Source organism: Vibrio splendidus 12E03, from assembly GCF_000272105.2.
In the GTDB taxonomy this organism is placed as follows: domain Bacteria; phylum Pseudomonadota; class Gammaproteobacteria; order Enterobacterales; family Vibrionaceae; genus Vibrio; species Vibrio splendidus_I.
This window is the reverse complement of sequence record NZ_AJZD02000313.1, coordinates 1-21,727: the sequence shown is the minus strand read 5'-3', so window position 1 is coordinate 21,727 and position 21,727 is coordinate 1. Positions and strand designations below refer to the sequence as shown.

The 21,727-nt window shown below is 45.7% G+C and carries 14 protein-coding genes; 10 read left to right on the top strand and 4 right to left on the bottom strand.

Translation table 11 applies throughout. The features are described from left to right. Nucleotides 1–126: 126 nt before the first annotated feature. Complete coding sequence (locus A142_RS19895) at nucleotides 127–2,133, bottom strand: hypothetical protein (protein WP_029405468.1); 2,007 nt, start codon at nucleotides 2,131–2,133, stop codon at nucleotides 127–129. 23 nt (nucleotides 2,134–2,156) lie between these two features. After that, complete coding sequence (locus tag A142_RS19890) at nucleotides 2,157–2,621, bottom strand: hypothetical protein (protein ID WP_019822524.1); 465 nt, start codon at nucleotides 2,619–2,621, stop codon at nucleotides 2,157–2,159. A gap of 81 nt (nucleotides 2,622–2,702) precedes the next feature. Here A142_RS19890 and A142_RS19885 point away from each other — a divergent pair, with 81 nt between their 5' ends. From A142_RS19885 to A142_RS19875, 3 genes are all read left to right on the top strand, one after another. After that, nucleotides 2,703–4,016, top strand: coding sequence for a MipA/OmpV family protein (locus A142_RS19885; protein ID WP_019822520.1), 1,314 nt, complete (start codon nucleotides 2,703–2,705; stop codon nucleotides 4,014–4,016). A gap of 168 nt (nucleotides 4,017–4,184) precedes the next feature. After that, complete coding sequence (hrpA, locus tag A142_RS19880; protein WP_019822518.1) at nucleotides 4,185–8,258, top strand: ATP-dependent RNA helicase HrpA; 4,074 nt, start codon at nucleotides 4,185–4,187, stop codon at nucleotides 8,256–8,258. 143 nt (nucleotides 8,259–8,401) lie between these two features. Continuing rightward, nucleotides 8,402–8,896 (top strand): outer membrane beta-barrel protein, encoded by a 495-nt coding sequence (locus A142_RS19875; protein WP_010441347.1) that lies wholly within the window; start codon nucleotides 8,402–8,404, stop codon nucleotides 8,894–8,896. A 155-nt stretch (nucleotides 8,897–9,051) separates the two neighbouring features. On the opposite strand, the gene A142_RS19870 is transcribed toward A142_RS19875, so the two are convergent. Together A142_RS19870 and A142_RS19865 are read right to left on the bottom strand one after the other, a co-directional pair. After that, a complete protein-coding gene (locus tag A142_RS19870) occupies nucleotides 9,052–9,834 on the bottom strand; it encodes a hypothetical protein (RefSeq protein ID WP_019822516.1) in 783 nt (260 codons plus the stop codon). After that, nucleotides 9,755–10,573: a hypothetical protein gene (locus A142_RS19865; protein ID WP_019822514.1), complete on the bottom strand. Its 819-nt coding sequence runs from the start codon at nucleotides 10,571–10,573 to the stop codon at nucleotides 9,755–9,757. The genes A142_RS19870 and A142_RS19865 overlap by 80 nt, the downstream gene beginning before the upstream one ends. Nucleotides 10,574–11,072: 499 nt before the next feature. On the opposite strand from A142_RS19865, the gene A142_RS19860 reads away from it, so the two are divergent. From A142_RS19860 to pheT, 7 genes are all read left to right on the top strand, one after another. Further along, the gene (locus A142_RS19860; RefSeq protein WP_019822512.1) at nucleotides 11,073–11,858 is read left to right on the top strand and encodes a TetR/AcrR family transcriptional regulator; all 786 of its coding nucleotides are present in this window, start codon (nucleotides 11,073–11,075) and stop codon (nucleotides 11,856–11,858) included. Between the two features lie 183 nt (nucleotides 11,859–12,041). Then, the gene (locus A142_RS19855; RefSeq protein ID WP_029405465.1) at nucleotides 12,042–14,495 is read left to right on the top strand and encodes an efflux RND transporter permease subunit; all 2,454 of its coding nucleotides are present in this window, start codon (nucleotides 12,042–12,044) and stop codon (nucleotides 14,493–14,495) included. Nucleotides 14,496–14,539: 44 nt separating this feature from the next. After that, nucleotides 14,540–15,346 (top strand): outer membrane lipoprotein-sorting protein, encoded by an 807-nt coding sequence (locus tag A142_RS19850; RefSeq protein WP_019822510.1) that lies wholly within the window; start codon nucleotides 14,540–14,542, stop codon nucleotides 15,344–15,346. A 9-nt stretch (nucleotides 15,347–15,355) separates the two neighbouring features. Further along, nucleotides 15,356–16,588, top strand: coding sequence for a hypothetical protein (locus tag A142_RS19845; RefSeq protein WP_019822508.1), 1,233 nt, complete (start codon nucleotides 15,356–15,358; stop codon nucleotides 16,586–16,588). Nucleotides 16,589–16,833: 245 nt separating this feature from the next. Beyond that, nucleotides 16,834–17,943, top strand: a complete 1,110-nt coding sequence (locus A142_RS19840) for a GGDEF domain-containing protein (protein WP_019822506.1) — start codon at nucleotides 16,834–16,836, stop codon at nucleotides 17,941–17,943. Between the two features lie 218 nt (nucleotides 17,944–18,161). Next, complete coding sequence (pheS, locus tag A142_RS19835) at nucleotides 18,162–19,145, top strand: phenylalanine--tRNA ligase subunit alpha (protein ID WP_004734764.1); 984 nt, start codon at nucleotides 18,162–18,164, stop codon at nucleotides 19,143–19,145. A gap of 18 nt (nucleotides 19,146–19,163) precedes the next feature. After that, nucleotides 19,164–21,551, top strand: coding sequence for a phenylalanine--tRNA ligase subunit beta (pheT, locus tag A142_RS19830; RefSeq protein ID WP_019822503.1), 2,388 nt, complete (start codon nucleotides 19,164–19,166; stop codon nucleotides 21,549–21,551). The last annotated feature ends 176 nt before the right edge of the window (nucleotides 21,552–21,727 follow it).

Here is a 21,727-nt window from a genome sequence, read left to right as displayed (position 1 = left end):
AAATTTGTATCGGGTTCCGTAACGCTGATAGTTATCAACTACAACTATTGGGTCTACAGAGTGTGATCGCAAGCGTCTTTACTAAAAACTGACATTACGGTTAGGCGAGCGATAAGGAGCACTTTATCAATCGGGTTCCGGAAAACGTGTAACCTTGCCATCGCCACTGAGTGTCGTGATCGATTGCGGTTTCCCATCAGTGTCTAGCCTCAATTCTCCAATCGCACTGCGGTTTGAAAGGCGATAGAAGGTTTGATTGTCGGGGCTTCGCTTTTCGATCTTCAAGCGTTTACGCTTAGTGAAGTAGTTCAAAACTGAGCGAGGGCTGTATAACAGGCGGTCCCATACATCGCAGAATTTAAGCAACGGAGCAGGGAACTGATTTTTAATACCACTACAGGTGATTTGATAGATGTTCGGGCTGTTGCGACGATACCGAAGCTTGATGTCATAAGCGAAGGAATAGTGAACGTCACCAGACAGTACCACGAAGTTGGTCGGTGTTTTGGTGTGGGTGAAGATGCTGATCAGCGTATTCGCACTGCCCGGATGTGCCATCCAGTTTTCAGCGTCAATCACTAATGGCTTGCCGATTGTGGTCGCCATCTTTTGCAGTGTTTCAATAAACTTCACGCCAAACATCGGTGCAGCAGAAACGATCACCACTTTATCTTGATTCATTAACTGATGTTGAAACTCAATCAAGGCCTCCCAGTCCATCAAACCTGAAGGCTTGTTCATGCGTGACTCTGAACGCCAACGACGTGTACGAGTATCCAACACAATGACTTTGGGTGAGGTATCTATTGTGTAATGCCAATCTTCAAAGCGACCGAGCATCTCAATGAAGGCCTGGTGTTTGTTTGGTTCTATGTTGCCAACAGAGTGTTCAGTATTGTTGCCGCCAGTTTCATTCTGCGCTTGATTTTCAGCATGCCATTGAAAACCAAAGAGCTGTTTTGCTTGCTTGATGAACTCTTTGTTAAAGCTCTCCGGTTTGTTACCCCAACCCTGACACATCCAGTAGGCGGCAAGGCCGTTACCAATCACTTGAGTAGCAAACTGATTTTGATCGACAGCATGTTCCCAACCCACAGTCAGGTTCCAATCATCGGTGACATCATGATCGTCGAAGATCATGTACGTTGGAATATGAGCGAACAGACGCTGCACTTTCGGTAGACCTGCTATGAAGTCATCAATGATAATGCTCTCGTCACACCATTGTTGCTGCTCGGCTGGTGTGAGCTGGCGGCCAGCCTGCATGAAATTATTCTCGATCAACCGTTCGCGGTTAATGCACTGCCACAAGGTCGGTGACCAAACCAGCAGATACATGGCAATAAATTCAGACAATGTCACCAAGTGATTTTCACAATCAGTGGAGCTGAAGATGGGTATTCCGCGTTTAGGGAACAACTTATCGAGCAATGAATGCGATGTGTTATGGTGCGGTAGTAAATGATCACGTTGATAGAGGTGATAGTCGCTGTTAAACAGAGCTTCACTGCTATCGATTTTTCCGTCTAATGAATCGGTCGGTAGTTCTTCGTTCACTAATCCAAGCCGCTGAATCACTTGATCAATCGCATCGAGTGTTGGACCGGCAACGTGATCAGCGTAGATCTGGTCGCCGCTCATCATCAGCATATCTGGACGCTCTAATACGGCTTGCTGCTCAACTTTATTATCGGCTGCGACTAGGCTGTCTTTGCTTGGGTGATGAGGGTTGCGACAGGAACCATGCAAGATGTAGTCGGCGCTGGTTGAGATCTTAAAGGCTATTCTTGGCGCACCAGTGGTGTCTTGTTGCTCTTGGTACACTAAATGCGGAGCCAACTTGGTTAACGCGCCTTGATCAGTCTCTATCTGATATTCCAAAGGCGTGTTGGTTGGAAACTCACCCTTTAGTTGAATCAGGCTTACCCAAGCATGTGTACCGATTTGAATCGATTCATGTTCGCTCAGTGGTGAACTATAGAAAGGGGCTTCTTGGCCTTGGTTATATAGCTCAGCATTACCATTGAGTGGTGTGCTCGTAACAACCCAAAGCACAACCTCAGTTGCGGTCGTCTTTCTTAAAATAGGGCCAGCGAGTAAGAAGGGGAGAGAAGATGTCATCGGGCGTTTCAAGTCGATTCCTAAATCTTTGGTGGTTAGTCGTTCAGCGCTTCGGCGTTACATTGTGGAGCGGCCACTTCATGTTCATTGGGTTCAATGTCTGGCTCTGTTGATTCCAAGATTTCGATAACTTCCGAGCTAGAAAGTTCATGACCCATTAGAAATATTGCCAATAGGGCATCGGCTTTGGTCTTGGTATCGGAAGGGTCGTCTAACACCTGCTCCAGTTTTTCACGAATCATCGCGATTTCGTGTTCAACAAAACCACGACCTTCTTCATCCCCTTGATTGTCTTCAGGGGCATTATCGAATTCGAGGAATAGCATGTCGCCGTCTAGGTTGGTATTCACCAAACGTTCGGGTAGCCACGCCTCGCCCATAACAATATCTGGATCGGAATATTTGGGTAAGTGATCTATAATGTTTTGTAATTCGGAGACTTTCACAATACTTTCATTTAACCGAGAATATCCTACATTGTAACGGTCAATGCCGATCAAACCTAAAAATAGTTAGCCATCACGGTTAATAAATGTCTATTCAGTAACACAATATTTATTACAAAGAGTAATTACATAAGAATGAAGCTCAAATATTTACCGACTCTCACTTCATCGGGTGCGATCCTACTTGGTAGCGCGTTCCTAAGCACTAATGTGTGGGCCGCTGAAGAGCAAGAGTGGGGCATTGCAGCAATGTTCCGTACTGCTAGTATCCCTTATGACACGTCAGGTGGTGATAAGAGCGTAAGTTCGTTTGTCCCAATGCTGTTTTTCAAGAACGACTATGTGTTCATTGATGGCACGGAAATGGGGGCTTACCTCTACCAAACTGATGATGAAAAATGGTCTTTCAATGCTATTTCTCGCATGCGGTTTATTGATATCCCAGCATCTGAGCAGAACGCGATTGAGGGTGATACAGCTGACTTCGGTGGGCAACTTGCGTACCAGTTGGACGAGCAGTGGGCTGTTGAAACAGAAATCATGAGTGACAGTGAGTTTAACCTCCACGGTAACTTGCGTGCTAAAGCCAAGTATGAAACAGGTGATTGGGAGTTCTACCCGAGCGCGACACTGCGTTATAAGAGTGCTGACTTCAACAGTGAGTATTACTCTCCAGCGAGTGAGAGCATTGGTGCAGGTATTGACTTAAATGTCGGTGTTGAAGCGCGTTACCATGTGGTTTCAAACTTATACTTATTGGGTTCAACCAGTGTCACTCGATTGGACGATAACGCTTACGATTCGTCGATTGTCGAAGATCGTTATCAAGGTGAACTGTACCTTGGCTTTGGTTTCTTTAACGATAAAGAGAAAGCGCCGAAACCTAAGTTGAGCAATGCGCCGTATTTACGTGTCGCACATGGCTGGGCAACACCGTCGAATATCGGCGATATCATGAAGTTCAACACAGAGAAAGACGAATACAACAACCAGTTGACCTCGTTTTTTTATGGCCACCCGTTAACCGATGAGATCTTTGGCTTCCCATTGGATATCTACCTAACGCCGGGTATTGCTCACCACTGGAGTTCAGAGGTTCAGTCGAGTAGCACCGAATACATCATTGCGATCAAAGCCTACTACACATTTAATTGGCCAACTCAGTGGCGATTTGGTGTAGCGGAAGGTATGTCTTACATTGATTCGATTACGTATATCGAAGGCTCTGAAATGGACCGTAAAGGTTACACAGCCAGCCATCTGTTGAATTACTTAGACTTCTCATTCGATGTGAACGTCGGCGACTTGATTGGTAAGAATGACTTGAACAACTTGTGGTTCGGCTACTCGTTGCATCATCGCTCTGCGATCTTTGAAAACGCCTCTCAGTTTGGTCGTATCAAAGGCGGCAGTAACTACAACACGGTTTACTTCCAGTACGAGTTTTAACGATTGATTTAGGCGCTGATTGAACCTGAGATAAGAAGCCTGATAGCCACTGTGAAATCGCTGAGTTTTTAAACGTTAGCGCAGTTTTCACATAGCTCTCAGGCTTTTTTATTGAATACTTGTGGTACAATCGCGCGAGTTTATATAAGAGAAAGAATAGGACACGCTGTGACTTCGTCTCCGGAAAAAGCAGACCAAAATAAGCATACTGCGAATAAGCAGAACCATGACGCGAATTCAAACGCGACATCAGATTCCTCTGCTAATCAAGCTAAGCAAAACCCAAAACAAAACCAAAAATCAAAGCAGCAAGCTCCCAAGACTAGCGCATCTCAAAATAGCCCAGCCTCTCTTCGTAAGGCCTTAAATGAGTGCATGATGCGCGACCGCTTCCGTTTAAGTAAGCGTATCTCTGGTGCAAGCCGCATTAAGAACGAACAATCTAAGCATGCTGTTTTCGATGAAATCGCATTAGACATTGCCAAGTCGATGATGACGGCAACCCAGCGTGCTGCGCAAAAACCAACGATTGAATACCCAGAAATTCTACCGGTTAGCCAAAAACGCGAAGACATCGCGAAAGCCATCGCCGAAAACCAAGTGGTTATTGTGGCGGGTGAAACGGGTTCGGGTAAAACCACTCAGTTACCAAAAATCTGTTCTGAGCTTGGCCGCGGCCGCTTTGGCTTAATTGGTCACACTCAGCCTCGTCGTCTTGCGGCGCGTTCGGTTGCGAACCGTATTGCTGAAGAGATGGAAACACAGCTTGGTGAGTTCGTTGGTTATAAGGTTCGATTCAACGACCAGATTTCTGACAACACCCAAATCAAATTGATGACCGACGGTATTCTACTGGCGGAAATTCAACACGACAGATTCTTAAATCAGTACGACACCATCATCATCGATGAAGCACACGAACGTAGCCTGAACATCGATTTCATCATGGGTTACCTGAAAGAGTTGCTGCCAAAGCGTCCTGATCTTAAAGTTATCATTACATCGGCGACCATCGATCCAGAGCGTTTCTCGAAGCACTTTAACAATGCACCGATCATTGAAGTATCAGGTCGAACGTACCCTGTAGATACGCGTTACCGCCCATTAGGTGGTGATGAAAGTGATTCAGACCGTGACCAAATCGAAGGCATTTTTGAAGCCGTAGATGAGCTGTGTGATGAAGGGCAAGGCGATATCTTGATCTTCATGAACGGTGAGCGAGAGATTCGTGATACCGCAGATGCATTAAGTAAACGTAACCTGCGTGATACTGAAATTGTTCCGCTCTACGCACGTCTATCGGCGGGCGAGCAGAACCGAATCTTCCAGTCTCACACTGGTCGACGCATCGTTCTGGCAACCAACGTGGCAGAAACCTCGTTAACAGTGCCGGGCATCAAGTACGTAATCGATCCGGGTACAGCACGTATTAGCCGATACAGCTACCGCACCAAAGTACAACGCCTACCGATTGAGCCAGTATCTCAAGCGAGTGCTAACCAGCGTAAAGGTCGTTGTGGTCGTGTGGCAGAAGGTATCTGTATTCGTCTGTACTCAGAGGAAGATTTCGAGTCACGTCCAGAGTTTACTGATCCAGAGATACTTCGTACTAACCTAGCATCTGTTATCTTGCAGATGACAGCGCTAGGTCTAGGCGACATTCAAGCGTTCCCATTTGTTGAAGCGCCAGATAAACGCAACATTCAAGATGGTGTAAGGCTGCTTGAAGAGCTTGGTGCAATTGCGACAACTGAGCCTGCTGCGAACAAAAACAAGAATCACGGCGATGATAAGAAGAAGCTCACGGCGATTGGTCGTAAGCTAGCGAAGTTACCTATCGATCCACGTTTAGCGCGTATGGTCATTGAAGCGCCACGCAACCGCTGTTTGCATGAAGTGATGGTTATTGCGTCTGCGTTGTCGATTCAAGATCCACGTGAGCGTCCGTCAGACAAGCAACAATCGTCTGACGACAAGCACAAACGCTTCTTCGATAAAGAATCTGATTTCATCACGTTTGTGAACCTATGGGATTACATCAAGCAGCAGCAAAAAGCGCTGTCGAGTAACCAGTTCCGCAAACAGTGTAAGCAGGATTACCTGAACTATTTACGTATTCGTGAATGGCAAGATGTGTACTTCCAAATTCACCAAGCGATGCGTGAATTGGATACCAAGCTGAACACTGAACCAGGTAGCTACGATGGCATTCACATGTCGCTACTATCAGGTCTGCTTTCGCACATCGGTATGAAAGACCAAGAGAAGAATGAATATCAAGGTGCACGCAATGCTCGCTTCCATATCTTCCCTGCGTCTGGCTTATTCAAGAAACAACCTAAGTGGATCATGTCTGCTGAGCTGGTGGAAACCTCGAAACTCTGGGGTCGTGTTATCGCTAAAATTCAACCTGAATGGATTGAACCGCTAGCGAAACACCTCATTAAACGTAGCTACAGCGAACCACATTGGTCGAAGAAGCAAGCGGCGGTAATGGCACACGAAAAAGTGATGCTTTACGGAATCCCAATTGTACCTAAGCGCCTTGTGAACTACGGTGCGATTGATGCAACCGTCAGCCGCGAGTTGTTCGTGCGTAGTGCATTAGTAGAAGGTGAGTGGGAAACCAAACACGCTTTCTTCAAGCAGAACCGCAAGCTACTGCAAGAAGTGGAAGAGCTAGAGCATAAGTCTCGTCGTCGTGACATCTTGATCGATGATGATGAGCTGTTCGATTTTTATGACCAGCGTGTGGGTGAAGAGGCTGTTTCAGGCCGTCACTTTGATACATGGTGGAAGAAAACCAGCCAGAAAACGCCCGATCTGCTGAACTTCGAAAAGTCGATGCTGTTCAGAGGTGATGCAAGCCACGTTACCGATTTGGATTACCCGAACTTCTGGCACCAAAACGGTATCAAGCTCAAGCTGAGCTACCAATTTGAGCCGGGCGATGACAACGATGGTGTAACGGTACACATTCCGCTACCTATCTTGAACCAGATCGACCAAAACGGATTCGATTGGCAGATCCCAGGTTTACGCCAAGAGTTGGTGATTAGCCTGATTAAGTCACTTCCAAAAACGCTACGCCGTAACTTTGTGCCTGCACCAAACTACGCCGATGCATTCTTGGCACGTGTTACGCCACTTGAAGCTCCGCTATTGGATTCTCTTGAGAAAGAGCTACGTCGTATGACAGGCGTGGAAGTGGTACGTGATGACTGGAAGTTAGACCAGATTCCAGAGCACTTAAAGGTAACATTCCGCGCTGTAGATCATCGCAAGCGTAAGCTGAAAGAACAGAAAGATCTGCATGAGCTGAAAGAGAGCCTGAAAGACAAGGTTCAAGAAACGCTTTCTAAGGTTGCTGACGACGATATTGAGCAACAGAACCTGCACACGTGGAGCTTTGGTGAGCTACCAAAAGTCTACCAACAGAAGCGTGGCGGCTACGATGTTAAAGCTTTCCCTGCGCTGGTGGATACCAAAGACAGCGTAGAGATCAAACTGTTCGAAACTGAACAAGAACAGATCTCGGCAATGAAATCGGGTCAGCGTCGTTTAATCTTGTTGAACGTGCCATCGCCGATCAAATATTTGCACTCGAACCTACCGAACAAATCGAAACTTGGCTTGTACTTCAATCCATACGGACAGGTGCTTGATTTAATCGATGACTGTATCGCTTGTGGTATTGATAAGCTAATTGAAGAGAAGGGCGGTTTGGTTTGGGAACCAGAGCAGTTTGAAGCACTGAAAGAACACGTACGTGCAGAGTTAGGCGATACGGTTGTTGAGATTGCTCAACAGGTAGAAACTATTCTAACTACGGCGTTCAGTATCAGTAAGAAGCTGAAGGGCCGCGTAGATCTTTCGATGGCATTCGCACTTTCTGACATCAAAGCTCAGGTAGAAGGTTTGATTTTTAAGGGGTTTGCCACAGAATGCGGGTGGAAACGCTTGCCGGATATTCTACGCTATATGAAAGCTATTGAGCGTCGAATGGAAAAACTGCCGATTGACCCTAACAAAGATCGCCTACATATGATCAAAGTTGAGTCGGTAATGAATGATTACAAAGAATTGCTGAATAAAATTCCAAAAGGGATCGCGGTTCCAGAAAATGTAAAAGAGGTGCGTTGGATGATTGAAGAGCTTCGTGTAAGCTTCTTCGCACAGCAGCTCGGTACGCCTTACCCAGTATCAGATAAGCGTGTTAAAAACGCGATTGATGCTTGCTAAAGGAATAAAGCTAGACGCAATAGCAAGGTTTGGGTATAAATCTTGCTTATTGCATTACTAATTGAATAGTTATTACATACAGGGCGACTTGGTGGCAATTTATTACCACTCAAGGCCTGCCACTAGGACGAAAAAGGTCGAATATGAAAAAAACGTTATTGGCATTAGCACTACTAGGTGCATCTTCAACAGCAATGGCTGATTCTTGGTTGTACGGTGGTGTAATGGGTGGTCAAAACTCATTAGGCAATAAAGAAGAGACAGCGATGGGTATCCACGTAGGTACTGGTATTCTTCCATTAATCGGCGTTGAAGCGGGTTATTGGGATCTTGGTTCTTTCGGCAGCGTTAATTACGGCAACCGCGATCTTAAGAATTTAGACGCAAGCACTGCTTACCTAGCGATTAAACCAAGCATCGATTTTGGTCCTCTTCACGTATACGCGAAGGGTGGTCTTCACTCTTACGAGCTTAAAGCTGATGGCTTCAAGCAAGACGATGTTGATATCATGTACGGTGTAGGCGCTGAATACTTCATCTTTGGTCCACTATCTGTAGGCGCTAGCTACCAAAACTTCAAAATGAAAGATGACGACTCTGGCGTATTCACGCTAAACGCAACTATCCACCTACTGTAATTACTTGCAGTCAGTGACAGACGTACCGTTGGTCACGGATATTTGTAGAGTTCGTAAGAATTCGTAAAAAATGCCAGCTTGATAGCTGGCATTTTTGTATCTGTTAACCGTGTAATCGCTACTCTGTTTTCTTATAACAGATAGTAAGCGGATGGTTATTTTTTACTGTTGAGAATACGCTGAATTCTTGGGTTAATCGCTTTACCGTGTTTACTTTCGTACTCTTCGCGTTTTAAATCGTTCAGGTTCTTTACAGAGTTAGCGGCAAGAAGGAATTCTGGTAACTCAGTTTCAAGCATGCCTTTCTCGTCTAAACGTTTTGCTTCTAGGTAGTACTTCTTAAACAGGCCATCGAGCTTGTTTTCCGCAGTGCGCTTCAAGTCGTACAGTTTGTTTTGGATTAACCATTTTTCAATCTTGTTTACTGCTGTACGAGACAACACACGGATACGACTATCCAGCAACTCTTCTTCCGTTAGAGAATCTTTCAGGATCCACAGCTCACCCATTTGCGGCGGCCAACTGTTGCCAAGTTGAATACGTTCGTGACAGTGCATTAGCACACGGTTTAGGCCGTCTGAATCAACAGAATTAGCAAACTCAATGAACTTGCCGCTTGGCTCACTACCGTACTGATATTCCCACTGTGTTTCGTAAACGCTCAAGAAAGAGCCAAATACGTGAATACACCAATCGGTTAGTTCCAGCTCTGCAGGATCTTGATCAACAACAGGCACTTGTTGAGACGCACCAGAATCCGCAGCTTGTGCAGCCGCTACTTTCACTTCGGTACTTTGCGCTTCAATCACTTCAGGTACTAATGGACCTGTAGCGTCAGGTACAACAGGTTGAGCTGGCTCAGAAGGTTGGCTTTTTGCCTTTTTGAATGAGCTGCTGCCTGAAGCGTTCAGATGGGCTAAGCTTTTGTCTATACCCATTTCCTTTAGCTTGTCCTGCATTTCCTGAATATTGAGAGGTCTTCTGCTGTTGTTGTCTTTCATTTTGCTTCTCGTTAACTAGCCAGTACTGCAGCTTGGATTCAATCCGAGATAGTGGCATTAATTCATTAGCTTTGGCTTTATACCAAAGGACAAATTTCTTCCATACTAAACTATGGTCACCGGCCAAGCCGGAGAATTTAAACGCACGTTCTGCCCATGATGGGATCTCTTCTTCGTTGAGATCATGAGTAGAAACGGTGTTGCTGTTCATTGAGCCTCGGCCTTGTGGGCGAGGAGCATATTGCGTGTTTTGCATTGGTGCCGGAGCAGGCTGAAACTTGGGTGCAGGTGCAGGTGCAGGTGCAGGTGCAGGTGCAGTAGAGTAAACCGGAATACTATTGACCGGTTGAGTTTCAACTTGAACCGCAGCTTGCTCTTGCTCAATGAGCATTTTGAAAACGTGTATCTCTTTCTTGTCTCGATAATCTACTTTTACTTTATCGAGGAAACCTTGGTCGACTAGACACTTAAGGCAATCGGCTAAACCGAACGTCGAGAGAGCACAAAGTTGACTTGCTGATTGCAGACACACATTGGTGAAACCGAACTCATCAGCACCATCTGCAAGCATCAATAAAACCAGTTTTTCTGCTGGGATAGAAGTATTCACTTGCCAAGCTAAATAAGAATATTTGGCGCTCAATATCGTGTTCTCAAAAAGGTAAGTCGTTGTCACTATTGTAAGTCACCCCTTACCGAATTTATAGCAACTTAACAGAAAACGACATTAGTAAGCCAAATATTGACCATAAGGAGAGGTCTGCCCCAAAAAGTAAGCCTACACTCATTCATTCTCGTGGGTTACGCTTGGAGTTATTGGACTTGAATAGGCATATCAGCTTTAGATAGTAAGGCTCATTTGCAACTTAAAAACAGCGCTGAAACCTTCGTTATCTCTACAACAAAGTGTAGGTTTTCCCCTAAGATCGACTATTGATTCTTTTCTTATCGACTCCCCATTCATTTACCTACCCATTCACAAGTTGAATTTAATTTATAAAACATCTTGATATGATCAATATTTGCGCTATTATGACGATGAGTCAAAAATGACGAAGCGTCACAAAATGGTTAAGTACATGAATTTGCTATTCGTGTTAATATATTAAACAGGAGTGTTTTAAATACTGACTCAGCTTAGGTGATAGCTAAGCTCAAATACGGACTGAGAAATTATGTTTGGCTTTGGTTGTAAAGGCGATAAACAAGGTATCTTTGGTTGCAAAGGCGTGTTGTCTAAAAAGCAGCAGTCTATCGCAGACCGAGAAGTAGAGTTGATGTTGTTGGCGAAAGATCTGGTTCGAGAACAAGGGTTCGGAAACCTCACGATGGATAGGCTAACGGCAGCAAGTTCTTATTCTAAAGGTACGATATACAATCACTTTTGCAGCAAAGAAGACGTGGTTTTAGCGTTATGTATTCATTCTCTCAAGACAGAAGCAATGATGTTTGCTCGCTCTGGAGAGTTTGAAGGCAACACACGTGAAAAGATCGTCGCACTGCACGTTGCTTACCGAATCTATGCTCGCATGGAACCGGTACTATCAACCTGTGCGATCATGGCGAAAAGCCCGTGGGTACTAGAGAAAGCGTCTAGTGCACGCGTCGCCGAGATGAATGAACTGGAAGAGTTGGTGATTGAACAAGCCGACACTATGGTTAACCAAGCGGTAGAGGCGGGCGACCTAAAGTTCTCTTCTGGTGTGGGTTCTGATGCCATCGTGTTTGCTAACTGGTCAATTGCATTTGGTTCAAATGCCTTGTCACAGAACGCATCAAACAGTCATTGTATTAAGCGGTTGCAAGACCCGTATTCAGTATTACACAACGCGAACATGATTCTAGACGGCCTCAATTGGCAGCCCCTTTCTAGCGATTGGGATTACCGTAAAACGTGGCGTCGTGTAGAACAAGAACTGTTCAGTGAAGAGATCGCTTACTTAGAATCTGTAGGTCGATAACTTCCATTAAGCCCACACATGTGGGTTTATTAATAACCATTTTTGACGATTCGTCACAAAATTGAGATTAACCGACTGTGGTTGCTGTTTTCTTGAGTATTTGACTAAGCATTGTGTCTTTTGTCAGCTTCGGCTGGCTTTTTATGACACATATATGACGAATCGTCACAAATGGAGACTGTGATGAAACATGACAGCCAGAAGCCCGCTTTCGATCAGCAAAATCGAGATAACCGTAATGCCGATAACGCAAACGCAGATCTAGATAACAGTTGGCACTCAATACCGACCAAGCGTTCGTTTATCGTTCTGCTGGTGGTGTTTTCAATCATCATTCTCTCTGCATTAGGGGCTAAGAACCTCTACTTTAGAGGGGATTACAACATCTTCTTCGAAGGCACCAACAAGCAGTTGATGGCGTTCGATGAGATTCAAACCACCTTTGCAAAAACCGACAACCTTGCGATTGTTGTCGCCCCTGAAGATGGCAACGTCTTCACCCTTGAAACTCTCACCCTGATTCAAAACCTCACGGTCGATGCGTGGCAGATCCCGTATTCAAGCCGTGTGGATTCGCTTGCTAATTATCAGCACACCGAAGCCATCGAAGATGATCTTTTAGTAGAAGACTTGTTGTATGAAGAATACGAACACACACCAGAGCGCATCGCCAAAGTAAAACAGATCGCGCTAAACGAACCGTTGCTTAAGAATGCCTTGGTGTCGGCTTCTGGTGATGTGACCATTGTTAACGTGACCGTGCAATTACCTGAAGTAGATAAAACCGCGGAAGTGCAAGAAGTCATAGCAGCAATCAACACTATGATCGCCAAGTATCAAGCGGACTATCCTAACGTCGAATTCCATAAAGCGGGCATCATTGCTATGAACAATGCTTTCATGATGTCGGCTCAAGAAGACAGCTCAACACTGGTGCCATTAATGCTATTGGTGGTGTTGGTATTCCTGACCTTTATGCTGCGCTCATTCTTTAGCGTGGTGGCGACCTTAGTTGTGATTATCTCTTCGATTGTCGCGACCATGGGGTTGTCTGGCTGGGCAGGGATGTTCCTCAGCACCGCAACGGTTAACGTCCCAACTTTGGTACTGACCCTAGCGGTGGCCGATTGTGTTCATGTGATTGTGACCATGAGACAAGCCATGCAGCGTGGCATGGAAAAAGCACAAGCCATTCAATACAGCATCAAGCTCAATGCGATGCCGATTCTAATCACCTCAGTGACCACTGCGATTGGTTTCTTGATGATGAACATGTCGGACTCGCCAGTGCTGCGTGATTTCGGTAACTTGTCGGCACTAGGCGTGATCATCGCATGTTTCCTATCCGTGACTATGCTGCCTGCGCTATTAAAACTGCTACCAGTTAAGACTTTACCAACGAATGAAGTGGCACAAAGTAAAGTGACCTTCATGGATAAGCTCGGTGACTTTGTGGTAACTAATCGCAAAGCGTTATTGCCTATTTCTACTCTAGTTATCGTCGGCGCCGCGGCATTAATTCCACTGAACAAAGTGAATGATGAATCGGTGAAGTATTTCGATACCTCAAGCGAATTCAGACAAGCAGCCGACTTCATGGAACAGACTGTAAGCGGTATGACGACCATCAGTATTGCGGTCAAAACTAACGAGTCTCAAGCGATTGCTGACCCCTTGTTCTTACAAGCGATTGGTGATTTTACCGATTGGCTACGCGTTCAACCAGAAACCGACCACGTGGCAACACTTTCCGATGTTTACATGCGTTTGAACAAGAACATGCATGGCGACGATGAAAGCTACTACAAGCTGCCGCTTAACCGTGAACTTGCTGCGCAATACCTACTGCTTTACGAGATGTCTTTGCCGTATGGCTTGGACTTGAACAACCAAATCAACGTCGATAAGTCATCGATCAAAATGGTACTCACGGTAGATAACCTCGGCAGCGTGGAATTGGTGGAACTCGAAGAGCGCATCTACTCATGGTTTGCAGCTAATGCACCTCAGTATGAAGTGGTCGCCTCGAGCCCATCACTGATGTTTGCTCACATTGGCGAAACCAACATGGCGAGCATGCTATCAACTTTGCCTATCACCTTAGTGCTTATCTCTGGCTTGATGATCTTTGCATTGCGCTCGGTTCGCTTAGGCATGATTAGCCTAGTGCCAAACATTGCGCCTGCGATTATTGGCTTTGGTTTATGGGCGCTTATCTCTGGTGAAATCAACTTGGGGTTGTCGGTCGTGGTCACGCTTACATTGGGTATCGTGGTCGATGATGCAGTGCATTTCTTAAGTAAATACCAACGCGCCAGAATGGAAGGGAAATCAGCAGAAGAAGCCGTTCGTTACGCCTTCCACACCGTCGGTCGCGCACTGTGGATCACGACTGTCGTGTTAGTAGCTGGCTTCTCTGTACTGGCGATGTCGAGCTTCAGACTCAATTCCGACATGGGCTTACTCAGCGCGATTGTGATTTTCATTGCGCTAGTAGTCGACTTCATCTTGCTACCTAGCTTGCTGATGATCTTCGACAAACAAACTCACTATGCAGTTAAAACTCAGCACGAATCAAAGCCAGACACCAAGTCGCAGCCTAACTCGACAGCCGAACTGACTACATCGACCAAATAAGGAAACGTTAGCCTGCTGCGGTGGGCTGACTCAAGGAGATATTTATGAAAAGCGTTAAACAATCATTCGTTACTACATTATTTGCTGTGAGCACGTTAAGCATCAGCACATTCGCCGCTTTCCCAGCATTAGCAGACCCAGCGAAAGGCTTAGAAATTGCCGAGCAACGTAAAGCGGTCGATGTCGGGTGGGGCGATTCTGTCGCGACCATGGAAATGCTACTTCGCAATAAACAGGGCGAAAGCAGCACACGCCTGATGCGATTGAAATCATTAGAAGTGGATAACGATGGCGATAAAGGCTTAACCATTTTTGATGAACCGCGCGACGTAAAAGGCACGGCCTTCCTAAACCATTCACACATCACCAAATCGGATGACCAATGGTTGTATCTGCCGGCATTGAAACGTGTAAAGCGTATCTCTTCTCGCAACAAGTCTGGCCCGTTTATGGGCAGTGAATTTGCTTACGAAGACCTAAGTTCGTTTGAGTTAGAAAAGTACACCTTCAACTACATCGAAGACGCCAATATTGAAGGTGTTGATACCTTTGTTTTAGAGCAAGTACCGACCGACAAAAACTCCGGTTACACCATGCAAAAAGTATGGCTAGACCAACAGCACTACCGCCCAATGAAAGTCGAATTTTACGACCGTAAAGGCGCATTGCTGAAAACTCTATCGTTCCAAGACTACAAACAATACCTAAACCAATACTGGCGCGCACACACCATGTCGATGCAAAACCACCAAACAGGCAAAAGTACGGTATTAACTACGACAGATTTAGCGTTCCAGACCGGTCTTAAAGACAAGGATTTCCAAAAGAACACACTAAAACGTGCAAAGTAAGGCAGGAATATGAAAAGGATTGTGGCAACAGGAACCCAGTTATCCTTAACTTTGGCAGCGACCGTCGGGCTTATGCAGGTGTCGTTGCCATGTGTGGCGGCAGGCTTTAGCTCTGAATTCGTAGAACAGATCACCCCAGAGCTCGCAGGGCAAGTTAACCTTGAACACAGACAGTTCTTTAGCGAGGGTTTACAGGGGCAGAACAAAGGACAAAGCTCACTGGTGTTACAACCGGAGTTTTACTGGGAGCAACAAGAAGGCAGCGGCAGCTTTACCTTCACCCCGTTTTATCGCCTAGACAGCGAAGATGATGAGCGTACCCATGGCGACGTTCGTGAAGCTCTGTATCTCAATTATTGGGACGATTATGAACTGCGAGCCGGTGTCGGTAAGGTGTTTTGGGGCGTAACCGAATCGGCGCACTTGGTCGATGTAGTAAACCAAACCGATGCCATTGAATCGGTCGATGGTGAATCCAAGTTAGGTCAGCCTATGGTGCACTTTACCTCGATTAAAGACTGGGGAACCATCGATGCCATGTTACTGCCGTATTTTCGTGAACGCACCTTTGCAGGGGAAGACGGTCGACTAAGGCCAACGGTGCCAGTTTCGGACGATGCGCTTTATGAATCCTCGCGAGAAGAAAAACATGTCGATGTAGCGCTGCGCTATAGCCAAATGTACGGCGATTGGGATGTCGGCTTAAGCTATTTAGGAGGTACGAACCGTGACCCTTATTACCGTGTTGAAAGTAATGAGCTCAAGCCCTATTACGCGCAAATGCAGCATTTCGGCCTTGATGTTCAGGGGATTATGGGTGATTGGTTATGGAAGCTTGAAAGCATTTATCGCGACAGCTACGACAACCACACAGGCGTAGCAACAGGCTTTGAGTATACATGGGTTGGGGCGCTAGAGTCGTATTGGGATATCGGTTTTATTGCTGAATACTTGTACGACAGTCGAGGCAACAATGCGCAGAGTGTCGGTCAAAACGACGTGTTCCTTGGGGCGCGTTTCGCCTTAAATGATGAAGACGGGACCGAGGTGTTAACGGGCATCACTCAGGATCTAGATAACAGTGATGTTTACAGTGCAAAGCTCGAAGCCTCAAGTCGTATCAACAACAACCTCAAGTGGCGGTTGAACGCGTGGTTGTTTGAGAATGAAACCCCAGAAGACTTATTGTTCTTCGCTCGCAAAGATGATTTTGTTGAGATGGCGTTGGAATATTACTTTTAGTATTTTCAATAAGTTAAGTTAATGTTGGTTTATTGGGGTGTTCTTGTTGAATTGAACGCCCCAAACCCAGTGTTAATTTATATTTGTAGAGATCGAAGTCGTCTTTTTATAAAAGGAGTAAGCAATCAGGTAGGCCTACAGGTAGTATGGTTATATTTTACATGTATATATAACCTCTACATATGCACGCTTTTGACTACTGGTAACTGCCGGTAAACAAGTGTGATTTGGGCGTTAAGGGATTTATGAATTCATTTACTTGGAATAGATACTTCGAAACAGGCATTGGTGTCGTAGATGAACAACATCAATACCTCGTCGGTTTTATCAACCACTATGGCAATTTGCTGTCTGAAAACACTATCTCAATCGAAGATATTAGCATCGCTTTACTCGATCTTACGAGCTATGCAGAGTTTCACTTTAAAGAAGAAGAATCTTTGATGAGAGCTCGTAATTTATATCGCTCTCACATCGAAGAACACATCAAAGTGCATCGTGTTTTTATGCAAGATATCTACAGCATGCAAGCTTTCATTTTAGAAGAAGATCAGGCGTCTGCACGGCAGCTACTCGATTTCTTAATTCATTGGCTTGCGTATCATATCCTCGGTATTGACCAAAACATGGCTCGACAAGTGGCCGCGATAGAGGAAGGAGCGACCCCTAAACAAGCGTTTGAAGCCGAAGGAAAACAGAACGATTCTTCAACCATTCCTCTATTAGCTGCTCTTAAAGGCCTATTTGAGCAAGTCTCCGAACGTAATAAAGAGTTGTTACGGTTCAACCAGCTACTCGAAGACAAAGTCGAGGAAAGAACCGCAGAGCTAAAACGAGCGAACAAGAGACTTGAAGAGCTGTCATTAACCGACTCTCTCACTAATTTGCATAACCGTCGTAGTGCTTTTAAACAGTTAGCGCTGCATTGGCAAGACTCCAAAGAACTGGGCATGCCTTTAGTGTGCATTATGATTGATGCCGACCACTTCAAGCGCATTAATGACACTAGCGGTCATGATGCAGGCGACTTGGTGCTAAAAACCCTCTCGCGTGAACTGAAAAACACGTTCCGTAATGATGATATTGTTTGCCGGTTAGGTGGCGATGAGTTCTTGGTTATCTGTCCAGATACCGACCTTAAAGGTGGGATGTACATCGCGGAAACCGCTCGACAGAAAGTGTCTGAATTAGAGGTTGAAACCAGTAATCAAGTTTGGATTGGCAGTATTAGTGTCGGTGTCGCTGAAATAACCGAAGAATTCGGCTCAATGAATGATTTGATTAAAGCCGCCGATGAGTCCGTCTATTTAGCGAAAAACGCGGGGAAGAACAGCGTTTGTTCGATTCAGATTTAGCGTTCAGGTCATTTCCAAATTAAGCAGTGGAACCTGTAATTGTTCCACTTCTTCCTACTCCTCATTAATATCCTGTTAAATTTGCCGTGTTTTTAGGCAATAACTTGCTCTTTTAGCGATTCAATTTGGCATTGGTTGCGTGTTTGATTACTATGTGTAGCTATCTAAAAAAACTAATCATCCGATACGGACACTACCAACTGGTAGATGAGGAAATGATGCAACATCTAGAAGAGATCATTGCTAATGCAACGACTGCTATTGATACAGCAGATTCGTTAGTCGCACTTGATGAAGTGCGAGTTCAGTATTTAGGTAAGAAGGGTGAATTAACTCTTCAACTACAAAGCCTAGGTAAACTTCCACCTGAAGAGCGTCGCACTGCTGGTCAAGAGATCAACAAAGCGAAAGGTGCTGTTCAACAAGCGATCGCAGCTCGCAAAGACGCACTTCAACGTGCAGAGCTTGAAGCGAAACTAGCTGAAGAAACTATCGATGTGAGCCTACCAGGTCGTCGCATTGAGAACGGTGGTCTTCACCCAGTGACTCGCACCGTTGAGCGTATCGAACAGTTCTTTGGTGAGCTTGGCTTTAGCACTGAGTCTGGCCCTGAGATCGAAGATGCATTCCACAACTTTGATGCACTAAACATCGCAGACGATCACCCAGCTCGTACTGATCACGATACTTTCTTCTTCAACCCTGATCTAATGCTACGTACGCACACTTCTGGTGTTCAAATCCGTACGATGGAAAACGGCAAACCGCCATTCCGCTTCATTGCTCCGGGTCGTGTTTACCGTAACGACTACGATCAAACTCACACGCCAATGTTCCACCAAGTGGAAGGTATGTTAGTTGATGAGAACGTAAACTTCGCACAACTTAAAGGCATTCTTAACGATTTCCTTTGTAACTTCTTTGAAGAAGAAGTTGAAGTGCGTTTCCGTCCTTCATTCTTCCCGTTCACTGAGCCTTCAGCTGAAGTTGACGTGAAACGTAAAGATGGCAAATGGCTAGAAGTTCTAGGCTGTGGCATGGTTCACCCTAACGTACTTCGCTCTGTTGGCATCGACCCTGAGAAATACTCTGGTTTTGCATTCGGTATGGGTGTAGAGCGTCTAACGATGCTTCGTTACGGCGTAAATGACCTTCGTGCGTTCTTCGAGAACGACCTTCGTTTCCTTAAACAATTCAAGTAATCCGGGGCAGTCAAAACTATGAAATTCAGTGAATCTTGGCTACGCGAGTGGGTTAAACCTGCAATTAACAGCGAAGAGCTAGCTCACCAAATCACTATGGCTGGTTTGGAAGTTGACGATGTAGAACCTGTTGCTGGTGAATTCACCGGCGTTAAAGTAGGTAAAGTGGTTGAGTGCGGTCAGCACCCAGACGCAGACAAACTACAAGTTACAAAAATCGATATTGGTGAAGAAGAGCTGCTAGATATCGTTTGTGGTGCATCTAACTGTCGTCTTGGCCTAACGGTAGCAGTAGCAACAGTTGGCGCAGTACTTCCTGGTGACTTCAAAATCAAGAAAGCAAAACTACGTGGCGTTCCATCGAACGGCATGCTTTGTTCTTTCTCTGAGCTAGGTATCGACGTAGAGTCAGACGGCATCCTTGAGCTGCCTGAAGGCACAACGCTAGGTATGGACGTACGTGAGCTTCTAGAGCTTAACGACGTAACTATCGACGTAGACCTAACAGCAAACCGCGCAGACTGCTTCAGCATCCGTGGCCTTGCTCGTGAAGTTGGCGTACTAAACCGCGCAGACGTTACAGAGCCAGCAGTTGAAACTGTTGCAACAAGCATTGAAGACACAGTATCTGTTGAAATCAAAGCAGCTGATGCTTGTCCACGTTACCTTGGCCGTGTGGTTAAGAACGTAAACGTGAAAGCGGACACTCCAATCTGGATGCAAGAAAAACTGCGCCGTTGTGGTATCCGTTCAATCGACCCAGTTGTAGACATCACAAACTACGTGATGCTAGAGCAAGGCCAACCAATGCACGCATTTGATCTAGCTAAGATCGAAGGCGGTATCGTGGTTCGTCTAGCAGAGCAGGGCGAAAAGCTAACACTTCTAGATGGCAACGAAGCTGAACTAAACAGCAATACGCTTGTTATCGCTGACCAAAACAAAGCACTAGCAATCGCTGGTATCTTTGGCGGTCAAGAATCAGGTGTGACTACTGAAACAACAGACGTACTTTTAGAAGCAGCATTCTTCGCACCGGATCACATCCGTGGTCGCGCACGTGCTTACGGCCTTCACACAGATTCTTCTCTACGTTTCGAACGTGGTGTTGATTCAACTCTACAAGCAGCAGCAATGGAGCGTGCAACACAGCTTCTAGTTGAAATCTGTGGTGGTGAAGTTGCGCCAGTAAACGGCAGCGAATCTGAAGCTGATCTTCCTAAAGCAAACGTAGTTGCTCTACGTCGCGCTAAGCTAGACAGCCTACTAGGTCACGAAATCCCATCGACAGACGTAGTGGAAATTCTTACTCGCCTAGGTTGTGAAGTTGAAAGCACTGATGCTGGTTGGACGGCAACGTCTCCATCTTGGCGTTTTGATATCGCAATCGAGCAAGACCTAATTGAAGAAGTAGGTCGTATCTACGGTTACGATAACATTCCAAACCAAGCGCCTAAAGCGGCACTTAAAATGAATGACCACAAAGAAGCTAACCAACCGCTTAAGCGCGTTCGTGACCTTCTTGTAGACCGTGGCTACCACGAAGCAATCACATACAGCTTCGTAGAACCAGAACAGCAAAAGCTTGTTGTACCTGGTGTTGAGCCGCTAATCCTGCCATTCCCAATCTCTGCGGACATGTCAGCAATGCGTCTTGGCCTAATCCAAGGTCTACTAAACACAGTTGTTCACAACCAGAAGCGTCAACAGTCTCGCGTTCGTCTATTCGAATCAGGCCTACGTTTCATCCCTGAAGCAACTGCTGAAAACGGCATGCGCCAAGAAATGATGCTTGCGGGCGTTATCTCTGGTACTCGTGGTGAAGAGCACTGGGACATTGCAACTAACACAGTAGATTTCTTCGATCTTAAAGGTGACCTAGAAGCAGTTCTTGAGCTTTCTGCAAACGAAATCGCATACAGCTTCAAAGCAGCTAAGCACCCAGCACTTCACCCAGGTCAAACTGCGGTTATCGTAGTAGACGGCAAAGAAGTGGGTATCATTGGTACTGTTCACCCAGAACTAGAGCGTAAGTTTGGTCTTAACGGCCGCACTATCGTATTCGAAATCGAATGGGCAGCTATCAATACTCGCGTGCTTCCAGAAGCCGTAGCAGTATCTAAGTTCCCTGCAAACCGTCGTGATATCGCAGTAGTTGTTGACGAAGCAGTAGCTTCTGGCGACATCGTTGAAGCGTGTATCGCTGCTGGTGGCGAATTCCTAACAGGCGCTAAACTGTTTGACGTATACGTTGGTCAAGGCGTTGAAGAAGGTAAGAAGAGCCTAGCTATCGCACTTAGCCTACAGTCTGTAGAGCGCACACTTGAAGATGCAGACATCGCTGGTTCAGTAGATGCTATCGTAGCTTCAATCTCAGAGAAATTCGGCGCAGCACTTCGCGACTAATCTCTTCTGATAGATAGAAAAAATAAAAGGCCTCGCATTGCGAGGCCTTTTTTGTGGGTAATTAGGGGAGGGCTGTGATTCTTAACAGTACACCGAGAAGCCATAATCTGTGTTCTAGCTTGTTAATGGCTAGATTAAATCATCATAACTGCGTATTTCGGTGATTGCGATCGGCT

Excerpts from the sequence above, each read along its gene's own strand:
- A142_RS19885 (WP_019822520.1), top strand. The coding sequence starts at position 2,703 with ATGAAGCTCAAATATTTACCGACTCTCACTTCATCGGGTGCGATCCTA.
- A142_RS19875 (WP_010441347.1), top strand. The coding sequence starts at position 8,402 with ATGAAAAAAACGTTATTGGCATTAGCACTACTAGGTGCATCTTCAACA.
- A142_RS19870 (WP_019822516.1), bottom strand. The coding sequence starts at position 9,834 with ATGGGTATAGACAAAAGCTTAGCCCATCTGAACGCTTCAGGCAGCAGC.
- A142_RS19860 (WP_019822512.1), top strand. The coding sequence starts at position 11,073 with ATGTTTGGCTTTGGTTGTAAAGGCGATAAACAAGGTATCTTTGGTTGC.
- A142_RS19855 (WP_029405465.1), top strand. The coding sequence starts at position 12,042 with ATGAAACATGACAGCCAGAAGCCCGCTTTCGATCAGCAAAATCGAGAT.
- A142_RS19850 (WP_019822510.1), top strand. The coding sequence starts at position 14,540 with ATGAAAAGCGTTAAACAATCATTCGTTACTACATTATTTGCTGTGAGC.
- A142_RS19845 (WP_019822508.1), top strand. The coding sequence starts at position 15,356 with ATGAAAAGGATTGTGGCAACAGGAACCCAGTTATCCTTAACTTTGGCA.
- A142_RS19840 (WP_019822506.1), top strand. The coding sequence starts at position 16,834 with ATGAATTCATTTACTTGGAATAGATACTTCGAAACAGGCATTGGTGTC.
- pheS (WP_004734764.1), top strand. The coding sequence starts at position 18,162 with ATGCAACATCTAGAAGAGATCATTGCTAATGCAACGACTGCTATTGAT.
- pheT (WP_019822503.1), top strand. The coding sequence starts at position 19,164 with ATGAAATTCAGTGAATCTTGGCTACGCGAGTGGGTTAAACCTGCAATT.